Here is a 13,145-nt window from a genome sequence, read left to right as displayed (position 1 = left end):
TTTTCACGTATGGGTATGAATTGGCGCGTGCACCTCATCTTCCCGCAACAGGCCCGTTCTTCATGCAACTGCCCGTGAATTCCTCCTTCCGCCCCCCTCGCCGGCCCACGCGGCAACTGCAGCTGGGCGGCGTGCGCATCGGCGGCACTGCCCCGGTGGTTGTCCAGTCCATGACCAATACCGACACCCGCAACGTGGCGGCCACGGTGGCGCAGATCCAGGCCCTGGCCGCTGCCGGCTGCAGTCTGGTGCGCCTGGCCGTGCTGGACGAAGCCGCCGCTGCGGCCCTGGCGGACATCCGGTCGCAAAGCCCGGTGCCGCTCATTGCGGACATTCATTTTGACCATCGCCTGGCCATCAGGGCCCTGGAAAGCGGGCTGGAAGGGCTGCGCATCAATCCCGGAAACATCGGCGGCCGGGACAAGGTGGATCGCGTGGTGGACGCCGCCAAGGCCCACGGCGCGGTGATTCGGGTGGGCGTGAATTCCGGCTCCGTGGAAAAGGAACTCCTGGCCAGGCACGGCGGCCCATCGCCCGCGGCCATGGTGGAAAGCGCCCTGGGCCACGTGCGGATGCTGGAGGAGCGCGGATTTTACGAGACGAAAATTTCCCTCAAGTCCTCCAGCGTGCAGCATACCATCGAGGCCTACATGCTCCTGGCCGGACAGTGCGACTATCCGTTGCACATCGGCGTCACCGAGGCCGGCACCCTGGTGCGCGGCTCGGTCAAGTCCTCCGTGGGCCTGGGGGTTTTGCTGTGGCACGGCATCGGGGATACCCTGCGCGTTTCCCTGACGCACGATCCCGTGGCCGAGCCCGGGGTGGCCTGGGAGATCCTGCGGGCCCTGGGCCTGGGTGCGCGCGGGCCGGAACTGGTCAGCTGCCCCACCTGCGGGCGCACGGAAATCGAACTCATCGCCCTGGCCGAGGCCGTGGAGGCCCGCCTGCGCGAGGTGGAAGCCCCCATCACCGTGGCCGTGATGGGCTGCGTGGTGAATGGTCCCGGCGAGGCCCGGGAGGCGGATATCGGTCTGGCCGGCGGGCGGGACAAGGGCGTGATCTTCCGCAAAGGCAAGGTGGTGCGCGCCGTGCGCGGTGGCGACAACCTCCTGCCTGCGTTTCTGGAAGAACTGGACGCCCTGCTCGAAGAACGGCAGCGCACCCTTTAACCAGCGTCTTGGAAGTGCATCATGAAAATGACCGCCCTGTATGTCCCCACCCTCAAGGAAGCCCCCGGCGACGCCGAAGTCGTCAGCCACAAGCTGCTGGTCCGGGCGGGCTTCATCCGTAAGCTCACCTCGGGGATTTACGTCTACCTGCCCATGGCCTGGCGCGCCCTGAACAAGATCAGCGCCGTTGTCCGCGAGGAGATGACCCGTGCCGGCGCGCAGGAAATCCTCATGCCCATGGTTCAGCCCGGGGACCTCTGGAAGGAAACCGGCCGCTGGGAGTTTTACGGCAAGGAGCTGCTGCGCTTCAAGGACCGCCACGACCGGGATTACTGCCTGGGACCCACCCACGAGGAAGTGGTGACCGATCTGGTGCGCGGCGAGGTCAAAAGCTATCGCCAACTGCCGCTGAATCTGTTCCAGATTCAGACCAAATTCCGCGACGAGATTCGCCCCCGCTTTGGCCTCATGCGCGGCCGGGAATTCATCATGAAGGATGCCTATTCCTTCGACACGAATGAAGAAGGCGCAGACAAGAGCTACTGGGCCATGCACGGGGCCTATACCCGCATCTTCTCCCGCCTGGGCCTGAAGTTCCGGGCCGTGGAGGCGGACACCGGCTCCATCGGCGGCAACTTCTCTCATGAATTCATGGTGCTGGCCGACACAGGGGAAGACACCATTGCCTTCTGCGACGCCTGCGAGTGGGCCGCCAACCTGGAAAAAGCCCAGGTGAAGCCCGCCGCTGCTGCTGCCGGAGACAAGGACGCTGCCCCTGCGGAAGTCGTCGCCACCCCCGGCGCGCACACCGTGGAGGAAGTGGCCGCGTTCCTGAAGGTGTCGCCCACGGCCATCGTCAAGACGCTGCTGTTTGATGCCGATGGCGAGATCGTCGCCGCCCTGGTCCGTGGTGATCGGGAACTCAATGAAATCAAGCTCAAGAATCATCTGGACGCCACGGCCCTGTCCCTGGCCCTGCCCGAGGTGGTGGCCACGGTCACCGGCGCGCCCGTGGGCTTTGCCGGCCCCGTGGGGCTCAAGGTGGCCAGAATCGTCATCGATCAGGAACTGCAGGGCGCCACGGGCTGCATCGTGGGGGCCAACCAGGCCGACGCCCACCTGCTCCATGTGGATCTGGCCCGGGATCTGGATTCGGCCACGGTGGCGTATGCGGATTTGCGCATGATCACCGCCGAGGACCCCTGCCCAGCCTGCGGCGGTGCGGTGCGCCTGGCCAAGGGCATTGAGGTGGGCCACGTCTTCAAGCTCGGCCTCAAGTATTCCCAGGCCATGGACGCCAAATTCCTGGACGAGCAGGGCAAGGAGCGGCACATGATCATGGGCTGCTACGGCATCGGCGTGTCGCGCATCCTGGCCGCCTGCATCGAGCAGAATCACGACGCCGACGGCATCGTCTTCCCGCCGCCGGTCTCGCCCTTTGAAGTCGCCGTGCTCTCCCTGGCCGGCAACGACGAGACCGTGGCCGCCAAGGCGCAGGAGCTGTACACTATGCTGTGCAACAATCGCATCGATGCCTTGCTGGACGACCGGGCCGAGCGCCCCGGCGTGAAGTTCAAGGATGCGGACCTGATCGGCACTCCCCTGCAGATTGTGGTGGGCGGCAAGGCCCTGGCCCGCGGCGTGGTGGAAGTCAAGAACCGCCGCACCGGCGAAAAGGGCGAGTTGCCCGTGGACAACTTCCTGCATGCCTTCTCCGTCTGGCGGCAGGGCGTGCTGGACGCCTGGGTGTGCCAGGGCGTGCCAGGGCCTGCGTCCGCATGTTGAACCAAGGCGTTGCGAGGGGGGGAAGCCTTTTTGAAAACGGCGCTTCCCCCTCGCGCGTCTCCCGTCCCGGGCAGGTGCTCCTTCCATGAAAGTCTTTTCCGTCCGGGAGCTGACCACCTCGCTGACCGTCCTGTTGGAGCGGGAGTTTCCGTTCTGCTGGGTGCGCGGGCAGGTGACGAACCTGTCCCGGCCGTCCTCGGGGCATGTGTATTTCTCCCTCAAGGACGAGGAAGCGGCCCTCAGCGTGGTCTGGTTCAAGCACGCCCAGCGCCGCAACGAGGGTGGGGTGGACCCCCTGACCGGCGAGTGGAAGGAAGCCTCGGGGCAGGATCTTGCCCGTATCCTGGAAGCCGGCATGGAGGTGATCTGCGGCGGCGGGCTGACCATTTACGGTCCCCGCGGGCAGTATCAGCTGGTGGCGGAATTTGTGGAGGATGTGGGCCTGGGCCGGCTGCATCTGGAATTCGAGGCCCTCAAGCGCCGCTTTGCCGGGCTGGGCTGGTTCGCCCAGGAGCGCAAGCGCACCCTGCCTACGGATCCAGCCCGGGTGGCGGTGATCACCTCGCCCTCGGGCGCGGCCCTGCAGGATTTTTTGCGTCTGGCCCAGACGCGCGGCACGGGCGCGCATCTTCGCGTGCATCCCGTGCTGGTGCAGGGGGACCAGGCCGCCGGACAGATTGCCCAGGCCATCAAAGACGCCAATGCCGACGGCTGGGCGCAGGTGGTCGTGCTCATTCGTGGCGGCGGATCCCTGGAAGATTTGTGGGCCTTCAATACGGAGGCCGTGGCCGAGGCCGTGTTCCAGAGCGCGGTGCCGGTGCTGGCTGGCATCGGGCATGAGGTGGATACCACCCTGGCGGATATGATTGCCGATGTGCGCGCCGCCACGCCCAGCCATGCAGCCCAGCTGCTCTGGCCGGAGCGCCGGGACCTCGCGCAGGGGGTGGATCTGCTGGACGTCGCCCTGCAGCGGGCCATGGCCAGAATGCTGGACCATGCGGCGCGGGAGTTCGGCGCGCTGGAAAAGCAGTTGTCTTTGCTGTCGCCCGTGCAGCGGCTGCGGAGCCGGGAACAGGATCTGGAGGCCCTGGCCGCCCGCCTGGAACCGGCCGTGCTGCGTCGGCTGGAGGCGGCTGGACTTGCCGTGAACACCGGAGCCGAGCGCCTGGGCCGGGCCGGGGAGGGCGTCTTCACCCGGCAGGAACAGACTCTGGTCCGGCTGGAACAGGCCCTGGGACATCTGGATCCCCATGCCCCCCTGGCCCGCGGCTACAGCCTGGCCACGGTGGGGCGCACGGGCCGCTTCCTGCGCAGCATCGGGGACGTGCAGCCCGGCGATGCCCTCACCGTGCTGGTGGCCGACGGCACGGTGCAGGCGATTGTGGAAACGGTGGATCCCGTGAAATCGGCGGAATCGGCACAAGGAGCGTCGTCATGACCCAGGCAACCCCTCGCGACACATTTGAAGCCCGGGCCACCCGCCTTAAAGAGGTGGTGGCTGCCCTGGAAAAGCCGGATGTCCCCCTGGAAGAGGCCGTGGCCCTGTACAAGGAAGGCCTGACCCTGGCCCGGGACTGCCGCCAGCGTCTGGAGCAGGCCCGGCACGAGGTGGAATTGCTGACCCGCGAGGGCCAGCCGGAGGCGGCGCAATGAGCGAAGCGACCACGTGTGATCCCATGTCGGCCGAGGCCATGAAGCAGTTGCTGGCCGAGCGCGCCGCCCTGGTGGAGACTGCCCTGCGCACCTGCCTGCACGATGCGGACATCCCCGCCCCCCTGCTGCAGGCAATGGAATACAGCCTGCATGCCGGCGGCAAGCGGCTGCGGCCGGTGCTGTGTCTCACGGCGGCGTCCCTGTTCGGGCTGGATGCTGCCGTCGTCATGCCCTTTGCCTGCGGCATCGAATGCATCCACACCTATTCCCTCATCCATGACGATCTCCCGGCCATGGACAACGACGACCTGCGCCGCGGCAAGCCGACCAATCACAAGGTCTTCGGCGAGGCCATGGCCATCCTGGCGGGCGACGGCCTGCTGACCGAGGCCTTCCGGCGCATGGCCGGTGTGCAGGGAGTGGCGCCCGGGCGCGTGCTCCAGGCCGTGGCCGCCATGGCTGCCGCCGCCGGGGCTGCGGGCATGGTGGGCGGTCAGGCCCTGGACATGGGCTACGAAAAGCGCACGGACATCACCCTGCCCATGCTGCGGGACATGCACGCCCGCAAGACGGGCGCGCTCATCCAGGCTTCCTGCCTGTGCGGCGCCCTGCTGGCCGGGGCGGACGAGGCGGACCAGGCCCGCCTGGCCGGCTATGGCGCGGCCCTGGGCGTGGCGTTTCAGATTGCCGACGACATCCTGGACGAAGTGGGAGACACCGCCGTGATGGGCAAGGCCGCCGGCAGCGACCGCGAACGGGGCAAGACCACCTACGTCTCCCTGGTGGGGCTGGAAAAAAGCCGCGAACTGGCCTGTCAGGCCGCGGACGAAGCCGCCGCGCAGCTGCACTCCTGGCAGGGTCGGGATGCCGCCTTCCTGACCGCCCTGTGCCGCTATGTGGTGGACCGGGCCTGCTGAGGCCCATTGATTTTTTGTTTTACGTCGCGGCGGAAAGCGCGTAGGCAGGAGCCTGCCGCGCCGCTGTTTTTTGTCAGTTGACTATGATCCGACCAGGGGCCAACCCGCGCATGAAACCATTGTTGCCCGCCATCACCAAGCCCGCCGACCTCGCCCCCCTCGACCTCTCCGCCCTGACCGCCCTTGCCGCCGAACTCCGGCAGGTGATCATCGACACGGTCTCCAGGAATGGCGGCCACCTGGCCCCCTCCCTGGGCGTGGTGGAATTGAGTATCGCCCTGTGCAAGGTCTTTGATTTTTCCAAGGACAAGCTCATCTGGGACGTGGGGCATCAGGCCTATGCCTACAAGCTGCTCACGGGCCGGCTCAAGGAATTCAAAACCTTGCGCACCATGGGCGGGCTTTCTGGCTTTCCAAAACCTTGCGAAAGTCCCTACGATCATTTTGCCGTAGGCCATTCCTCCACCTCCATTTCTGCCGGATTGGGCATGGCCATGGCCAGGGACTTGGCCGGCCGGAACAACAAGGTGGTGGCCGTCATCGGGGACGGTTCCATGACTGCCGGGCTGGCTTTCGAGGGCCTGAACCAGGCCGGCCACATGGATCGTGATCTCATCGTCATCCTCAATGACAACGAGATGAGCATCTCCCCCAATGTGGGCGCGCTCTCGGCCTTTTTGTCCCGCAAGATGAGCTCGCGCTTCATGCAGCAGTTCAAAAAGTCCACGGAGCAGATCCTGCGGCAGATGATGCCTGATTTCAGCCAGGACATCGTGGAATACCTGCGCCGCAGCGAGTCGTCCTTCCGCAGCTTCGTCACCCCGGGCATGCTCTTCGAGGCCCTGCATTTCGAGTATCTCGGCCCCATTGATGGGCACGATCTTGCGGCCATGGTGGATGTGCTGGAGCAGGTCAAGGAGCTGGAAGGCCCCATCCTGGTCCATGTGCTCACCAAAAAGGGCAAGGGCTACGTGCCGGCGGAGCAGAACCCCACGTATTTTCACGGCGTGGGCTGCTTTGAGCCGGAAACCGGCGAGGCCCTCAAGCATGGCGGCTGCCTGCTGCCCACGTACACCGAGGTCTTCGGCGACACCCTGTGTCGGCTGGCCCGGCGCAATTCGAGCATCGTGGCCATCACCGCGGCCATGCCCGAAGGCACGGGGCTGGCCTGCTTCGCCAAACAATATCCGGATCGCTTCGTGGATGTGGGGATTTGCGAGCAGCACGCCGTCACTTTTGCCGCGGGCCTGGCCACCCAGGGATACCGGCCGGTGGTGGCCATCTATTCCACCTTCCTCCAGCGGTCCTACGATCAGGTGGTGCACGACGTCTGCCTGCAGAATCTGCCGGTGCTGTTCTGCCTGGATCGTGGCGGGCTGGTGGGCGAGGACGGCCCCACGCACCACGGCGCGTTTGATCTGGCCTATCTGCGCCACATCCCCAATCTGGTGCTCATGGCCCCCAAGGATGAGCCCGAGCTGCAGCGCATGCTGGCCACGGCCCTGGAGCTGAGCGGTCCGGCCGCCATCCGTTATCCTCGCGGCGTGGGCCCCGGCGCGCCCGTGTTTGACGATTCCCGGCCCATTCCCCCCATCCCCCTGGGGCAGGGCGAGTTCCTGCGCGACGGGGATGATTGCGCCGACTGCTGCATCATCGCCCTGGGCAGCCGTGTGTATCCTGCCCTGGAAGCAGCCCAGCTGCTGGCGCAGGAAGGCATTGGCTGCGCGGTGCTGAACCCGCGCTTCGTCAAGCCCCTGCCCGAAGCCATGCTGGTGGAGGCCGCCGCGCGCTGGCCCCGGCTGCTCATCGTGGAGGAGGGCACCCGCCTGGGCGGCTTCTCCTCGGCCGTGCTGGAATGTCTGGCGGATCGCGGCGTGCTCTGCCGGGCCGGCTCACCCCGCATCAAGCGCCTGGGCCTGCCGGATCGCTTTGTCGAGCATGGCCCTCAGAAGGCCCTGCGGCAACACCTGGGCCTGGACAAGGCCGGCATCGCCGCGGCCGTGCGCGCCCTGGTGCAGGACGCAGACGAGCCCCCTGCCGCCTCCTGAGTGTCCAAAATACGCACGTTTGAACAGCGCTCTCGGGGAGAACCCTTTCTGTAGAAAGGGGTTCTCCCCGAACCCCTCTCCCAAAGACTTTTGCTAGGATTACAGGATACTATAAAATTCTTGGCAGGGGAGAGCGCGAGAGGGAACCCTGTTGGAAAAGGGTTCCCTCTCGCAGCGCGCGTGCATCAAAGATGACTTGCCCTACGGCATGATCTCCCGCAGGTACGGAATCTTGCGGATCCCGGCCGTGATCACCCAGCAGACCAGATAGATGAAGACGGAGAGCAGCACCACCCCGAGCCATTCCGGAATGCCCATGGCCGCCAGATCCGGCACGGCCAGGGAGGGCAGGATGCTGCCGTCGAACACGTGCCCGATGACGCCCGTGAAGAACTGCAGCACCAGAATGTGCACCAGGTAAATGCCGTAGGAACAGGCGGAAAGGGACAGCAGCCACCTGGTCCCGACAGGCGAGAACCGCCATGGAGCCTGCCGGAACAGCAGGAAGCAGGCCACCCCCGACGCGATGTGGAACGGCGAGAAGTGCTGGAAGTACACGTTATCCTCGCGCAGGGCCACGAAGGAGTGGAGGTACTGCAGCCACACCGTGCCGGCCACCCCGGCCGCCAGGATGAGCGCCAGCAGCGGCGTCCAGCGGCGCGAGGGCACGGGGCCGGAATACAGCAGCCAGCCCAGCACCACATACCCCACATACACGGAGATGAACTCGTCCGAGAACTTGTGGTACAGCGGCATGCCCCACGCCGCCAGACAGGCGAAGTTGAGCACATGCAGGCCAAAGACCACCCCCACCAGCCACCAGCCCAGGCTGCGCTGCCGGGGAATGTCCAGGGCGCGCAGGAACGGCAGCGTGATGTACACGCCAAGCAGCATGTACATGTACCACATGTGTCCTTCCATGGTGATGGTGGCCATGCGCTTGAAGAACGTGGGCAGGAAGATGGTGGTATCCATGGTGAAGTGGTTGCGCACATAATAGATAAAGGACCACGCAACCAGGGGAATCACCAGCTTAGGCAGCCGTTTGCGATAGAATTCGCCGGGGTTTGGCTCCTTGGCTGCCGCCCGGGGCGAAAGCATCAGCGCCCCGGTGATCATCAGCAGGGACGGGATGTTCAAAAACGCGATGGCCGTGATGGTGGTGGCCGTGAACCAGCGCACGGGCATGTCCGGATAGTTCAGCAGCACGGCAGCCGCATGGGCGATGACGGCAAAGTAAATGCTCAGGCACCGCAGCACGTCCAGCCCGAGCTGACGGCCCGGGGCAGCGGCAGCCTGGGCAGGAGGAGAAGACAGGACGGCACTACTCGTCATTGCGTCGTACTCGTGGCGTCCCGTACTAGGCCAGGGATTCCGGCGCCAGGGGCTGATGTTCTTCCAGGTCGTACATGCCATGCATGGCAAAGGACAGGGGATACTGCGGCACCTGGTTGAAGCGGATGAAGCCGATGGATTTGCCTTCCGGCATGGCGGAAAGGGGCGGCATGCCCTGGGGCACGGGGAAGTTCATGGGGCTGGCGTTCACGCTGGCCATGCGGTCGGCGTAGCGATCCTTAAAGTATTGGATGATGGCGTCCACCTCGTCCCGGGTAAAGGCTTCCATCACCACCAGCTTGGTGCGTTCGGGATCGGAATAGACGTCGGGATGCATGGGGTCGCCCACCACGTCATCCCATTCGTAGCTGTCGCGCTCGGCCTCGTCGAGTTCGGGCTTGAAGAGATGCACGTCCACATCGCGGCGGCCCTTGAAGCTTTTGATGACGGCGGTCATGACGTAGCAGCGCGGAATGCGCGGCGGGATGGGCGGATCGTAGATGTTGATTTCCATGATGGATGCTTCCTTTGGTCTGGGCGTTTGGTTTCAGGTGCTGTACGTGATTTGCCGCCGCCTGGGAAGAGTAGCGGACGGGGATGCCTCGTGATATAGGCCCGGCATGGAGCAGCCCTTCGTCATATCCAGCGTCTTTTCGCCCCAGGGAGACCAGCCCGAGGCCATCGCCCAGCTGGTGGCCAACCTGCAGGCTGGTGTCAAGGATCAGGTGCTTCTGGGCGTCACCGGCTCGGGCAAGACCTTCACCATGGCCCAGACCGTGGCCCGCGTGAACCGGCCGGCCCTGGTGCTGGCCCCCAACAAGACCCTGGCCGCCCAGCTGTACAACGAGTTCCGCTCCCTGTTCCCAGACAATGCGGTGGAGTATTTCGTCAGTTATTACGATTACTACCAGCCGGAAGCCTACATCCCGCAGTCCGATACGTACATCGAGAAGGACTCGTCCATCAATGACGAGATCGACAAGCTCCGCCACGCCGCCACCCATGCCTTGCTCACCCGGCGCGATGTGCTCATCGTGGCGTCGGTCTCCTGCATTTACGGCCTGGGCTCTCCGGAATACTACGCCCGCATGCTCATTCCCCTGGAGGAAGGCCAGCGCCTGCGCATGGATGACCTCATGGCCCGCCTGGTGGAAGTGCAGTACGAGCGCAACGACATCGACTTTCATCGCGGTACCTTCCGCGTGCGTGGGGATGTGCTGGAAATCATCCCTGCCTACCACCACGAACGCGCCCTGCGCCTGGAATTTTTTGGCGATGAGCTGGAGACCCTGAGCGAGGTGGATCCCCTGACCGGCGAGATCCTGGGCCGGCTGCGCAAAACCGTGGTCTATCCTGCCAGCCATTACGTGTCGGACCGCGACAACCTCGCCCGCGCCGTGGGGGATATTCGCGTGGAGCTGCAGGAACGGCTGGCCGAGTTCCAGCGCCAGAACAAGCTGGTGGAAGCCCAGCGCCTGGAGCAGCGTACCATGCTCGATCTGGAAATGATCGAGGAAATGGGCTACTGCAACGGCATCGAGAACTATTCCCGCCACCTGGACGCCCGCGCCCCGGGCACGCCGCCGTCCACGCTGCTGGATTATTTCCCCGAAGACTTCATTCTGTTCATCGACGAATCCCACATCGCCGTGTCCCAGGTGGCCGGCATGTTCAACGGGGACCGCTCCCGCAAGTCCACCCTGGTGGACTTCGGCTTCCGCCTGCCCTCGGCCCTGGACAACCGGCCCTTGAGTTTTGAGGAGTTCCAGGCGCGCATCGGGCAGACCATCTACGTCTCGGCCACGCCCGGAGACTACGAGCTGCGCCAGAGCCAGGGCGTGGTGGCGGAGCAGATCATCCGTCCCACAGGCTTGGTGGACCCGGAACTGCTTGTCCGGCCGGTCAAGGGACAGGTGGATGACCTGCTGGGCCGCTGCAAGGAGCGCATTGCCCGGGACGAACGCGTGCTGGTGACCACCCTGACCAAGCGCATGGCCGAGGATTTGACGGCATATTTCACCAAGATGGGTGTGGCCGCCCGCTACCTGCACTCTGATGTGGATACCCTGGAGCGCGTGGCCATCCTCCAGGCCCTGCGCAAGGGCGAATTCGATGTGCTGGTGGGCATCAACCTGCTGCGCGAAGGGCTGGATCTGCCGGAAGTCTCCCTGGTGGCCATTCTGGATGCGGACAAGGAAGGCTTTTTGCGTTCCGCACGGTCCCTCATCCAGACCTTTGGCCGCGCCGCGCGCAATGTGGCCGGGCTGGTGGTGCTATATGCCGACAGGATCACCCCCTCCATGCAGGTGGCCATGGACGAGACCGAACGCCGCCGCGCCCGGCAGGTTGCCCACAATCAGGCCCATGGCATTGTGCCGCAGTCCGTGCGCAAGGAGGCGGAAAATGTCCTGGACGCCATCCACGCCCAGGCCCGTCAGCGTGAGCAGGACGGCGGCAAGTCCCGCCGCGGCCGCGGCAAGGGCCAGCCCGGCCAGCCCGGCCAGCCGGAAGCGGCCCAGGCAGCCCCGGCCCCCCTGGCGGCGGAAGAAGCCGCCCTCTACGGCGCAGACCCCAAACGCGCCGCCAAGGAAATCAAGATCCTGGAACGCCAGATGCGCGAGGCCGCCAAGGAGCTGGAATTCGAACGCGCCGCCCAACTGCGCGACCGCATCAAGCGGCTGCGTGAACTTCTGACCGTCGCCGAGTTCTCGGACGTTCCATGAAATCCATCACTCCTCCGGACCTGCGCTACAGCAGGCTGCACGCCCGTCTGGGCGAGTTCTGGCCCATTGTCGCCGGCTCTGCGGCCCTGGCCATCATCTTCGCCACATCCGTATCGTTCTACATGTCCTTTGAGGAGTGGGACTTCTGGGACAGCTTTTACATGACGGTCATCACCCTGTCCTCGGTGGGGTTCCAGGAGGTGCGGCCGCTTTCGCAGGAGGCGCGCATCTTCACCTCGTTCCTGATTTTCGGCGGGGTGGGCAGCTTTGCGTTTCTGGCCGGCTCCGCCGCGCAGTTGCTGGTGGAGGGCCGCATCAATCAGCTTTTGGGGAGACGTCGCGTGCAAAAGGCCATCGACAGGCTGGAAAATCATTTCATCATCTGCGGCTACGGCCGCATCGGCTCCATCGTGGCCCGGGAGATCATGCGCGAAGGCCACCCGCTGGTGGTCATCGAGCAGGATCCGGACATCATCAGGCGTCTGGAGCTGGACAACGTGCTGCACCTAGCCGGGGATGCCACCTCGGACGAGCTGCTCCTCGCCGCGGGCCTGACCCGGGCGCGCAGCCTCATCACCGCGCTGACCCAGGAAGCGGCCAACGTGTATGTGGTGCTCACGGCCCGCCAGCTCAACCCGGATATCGTCATCGTCTCCCGGGCGGATCAGGAGTCCCACATCTCCCGCCTGGAGCGCGCCGGGGCGGACCGCGTGGTCCTGCCGCACACCATCGGCGGCCTGCGCATGGCCCAGAGCGTGCTCAAGCCCTCGGTGGTCAACTTCATCGACATGGCCGTGCAGGGCGGCCTGGATCTGCAGATGGAAGAGCTGCGCATCGGCCCGCACTCATCCCTCATTGGCAAGAACCTCATCGAAAGCCAGATCCGCCCGCGCTTCAACCTCATCATCATCGGCATCAAGCACGCCGACGAGGAAATGCGCTTCAACCCCGCGCCAGATGCCGTCATCAATGTTGGAGACCGATTGCTGTGCATCGGCAAGCCGGAGAACTTCTTGCAAATCCAGGAAATTTTATAGATGGCGGACGGCTTTTTCAAACAGGCCGACCCGGCGGTGGTCATCCTGCATTATGGGGATCCGGCCGTCACCGCCCGGCTGCACCGCCAGTTGAGCGGGCAGGGCGAGCGCTGGCGGGACCGGCTGTTCGTCCTGGACAACGCCTCCCCCCAGCCCTGGCCCAACGCCTGGACCCGCCTGCCCGAGAACCGCTACTGGGCCGGGGCCCTGGCCTGGACCCTGGACGCCATGCAGGCCCAGGGCCGCACGCACGTGTGGTTTCTGAACAACGACCTCTGGTTTGCCGCCGCCGGCATGGTCCTGGATCAGGCCTGGCAGCGCCTGCACGCCCTGGAGACACGCAGCGGCCAGGCCATTGGCGCGTATTCCCCGGCCGTGGTCCGGCATCCGTACCATCGGCAGATGGTGCAGGATCCTGCCCGGCAGTTCCGCCGCGTGCTGCTCCTGGATGGCGTGGCCCCCCTGCTGCGACTGGAGG

The 13,145-nt window shown here is 65.3% G+C and carries 10 protein-coding genes; 8 read left to right on the top strand and 2 right to left on the bottom strand.

The annotated features are described in order from the left end of the window. Nucleotides 1–62: 62 nt before the first annotated feature. The 6 genes from ispG to dxs all read left to right on the top strand — a co-directional run bounded on the left by ispG (nucleotide 63) and on the right by dxs (nucleotide 7,572). On the top strand, nucleotides 63–1,169 hold the full coding sequence (gene ispG, locus DGI_RS12940; RefSeq protein WP_051286319.1) for a flavodoxin-dependent (E)-4-hydroxy-3-methylbut-2-enyl-diphosphate synthase: 1,107 nt from the start codon (nucleotides 63–65) through the stop codon (nucleotides 1,167–1,169). Nucleotides 1,170–1,190: 21 nt separating this feature from the next. After that, the gene (locus DGI_RS12935) at nucleotides 1,191–2,954 is read left to right on the top strand and encodes a proline--tRNA ligase (RefSeq protein ID WP_021761554.1); all 1,764 of its coding nucleotides are present in this window, start codon (nucleotides 1,191–1,193) and stop codon (nucleotides 2,952–2,954) included. 85 nt (nucleotides 2,955–3,039) lie between these two features. Next, nucleotides 3,040–4,392: an exodeoxyribonuclease VII large subunit gene (gene xseA / locus DGI_RS12930; RefSeq protein ID WP_021761553.1), complete on the top strand. Its 1,353-nt coding sequence runs from the start codon at nucleotides 3,040–3,042 to the stop codon at nucleotides 4,390–4,392. Continuing rightward, nucleotides 4,389–4,607, top strand: a complete 219-nt coding sequence (gene xseB, locus DGI_RS12925; RefSeq protein ID WP_021761552.1) for an exodeoxyribonuclease VII small subunit — start codon at nucleotides 4,389–4,391, stop codon at nucleotides 4,605–4,607. The genes xseA and xseB overlap by 4 nt, the downstream gene beginning before the upstream one ends. Beyond that, on the top strand, nucleotides 4,604–5,524 hold the full coding sequence (locus tag DGI_RS12920; protein WP_081696751.1) for a polyprenyl synthetase family protein: 921 nt from the start codon (nucleotides 4,604–4,606) through the stop codon (nucleotides 5,522–5,524). The genes xseB and DGI_RS12920 overlap by 4 nt, the downstream gene beginning before the upstream one ends. 110 nt (nucleotides 5,525–5,634) lie before the next feature. After that, entirely contained in the window at nucleotides 5,635–7,572 is a 1,938-nt protein-coding gene (gene dxs, locus DGI_RS12915) for a 1-deoxy-D-xylulose-5-phosphate synthase (protein WP_034607118.1), read from the top strand. 201 nt (nucleotides 7,573–7,773) lie between these two features. On the opposite strand, the gene DGI_RS12910 is transcribed toward dxs, so the two are convergent. Next, nucleotides 7,774–8,907 carry an acyltransferase gene (locus DGI_RS12910; RefSeq protein WP_021761549.1) on the bottom strand — a complete coding sequence of 378 codons (1,134 nt, stop codon included), beginning with the start codon at nucleotides 8,905–8,907 and terminating at the stop codon, nucleotides 7,774–7,776. 25 nt (nucleotides 8,908–8,932) lie between these two features. Further along, nucleotides 8,933–9,421, bottom strand: coding sequence for a hypothetical protein (locus DGI_RS12905; RefSeq protein ID WP_021761548.1), 489 nt, complete (start codon nucleotides 9,419–9,421; stop codon nucleotides 8,933–8,935). 106 nt (nucleotides 9,422–9,527) lie between these two features. On the opposite strand from DGI_RS12905, the gene uvrB reads away from it, so the two are divergent. Together uvrB and DGI_RS12895 are read left to right on the top strand one after the other, a co-directional pair. Further along, on the top strand, nucleotides 9,528–11,630 hold the full coding sequence (gene uvrB / locus DGI_RS12900) for an excinuclease ABC subunit UvrB (RefSeq protein ID WP_021761547.1): 2,103 nt from the start codon (nucleotides 9,528–9,530) through the stop codon (nucleotides 11,628–11,630). Further along, entirely contained in the window at nucleotides 11,627–12,667 is a 1,041-nt protein-coding gene (locus tag DGI_RS12895) for a potassium channel family protein (RefSeq protein ID WP_021761546.1), read from the top strand. The genes uvrB and DGI_RS12895 overlap by 4 nt, the downstream gene beginning before the upstream one ends. The last annotated feature ends 478 nt before the right edge of the window (nucleotides 12,668–13,145 follow it).

This window comes from Megalodesulfovibrio gigas DSM 1382 = ATCC 19364, from assembly GCF_000468495.1.
Lineage (GTDB): Bacteria > Desulfobacterota > Desulfovibrionia > Desulfovibrionales > Desulfovibrionaceae > Megalodesulfovibrio > Megalodesulfovibrio gigas.
Note: the sequence above shows the minus strand (reverse complement) of the source record. Positions and strands in the feature narration are given on the sequence as shown.

Coding starts and splice junctions, on each gene's coding strand:
- DGI_RS12905 (WP_021761548.1), bottom strand. CDS start 9,421: ATGGAAATCAACATCTACGATCCGCCCATCCCGCCGCGCATTCCGCGC.
- dxs (WP_034607118.1), top strand. CDS start 5,635: ATGAAACCATTGTTGCCCGCCATCACCAAGCCCGCCGACCTCGCCCCC.
- DGI_RS12895 (WP_021761546.1), top strand. CDS start 11,627: ATGAAATCCATCACTCCTCCGGACCTGCGCTACAGCAGGCTGCACGCC.
- xseA (WP_021761553.1), top strand. CDS start 3,040: ATGAAAGTCTTTTCCGTCCGGGAGCTGACCACCTCGCTGACCGTCCTG.
- DGI_RS12920 (WP_081696751.1), top strand. CDS start 4,604: ATGAGCGAAGCGACCACGTGTGATCCCATGTCGGCCGAGGCCATGAAG.
- xseB (WP_021761552.1), top strand. CDS start 4,389: ATGACCCAGGCAACCCCTCGCGACACATTTGAAGCCCGGGCCACCCGC.
- DGI_RS12910 (WP_021761549.1), bottom strand. CDS start 8,907: ATGACGAGTAGTGCCGTCCTGTCTTCTCCTCCTGCCCAGGCTGCCGCT.
- DGI_RS12935 (WP_021761554.1), top strand. CDS start 1,191: ATGAAAATGACCGCCCTGTATGTCCCCACCCTCAAGGAAGCCCCCGGC.
- ispG (WP_051286319.1), top strand. CDS start 63: ATGCAACTGCCCGTGAATTCCTCCTTCCGCCCCCCTCGCCGGCCCACG.
- uvrB (WP_021761547.1), top strand. CDS start 9,528: ATGGAGCAGCCCTTCGTCATATCCAGCGTCTTTTCGCCCCAGGGAGAC.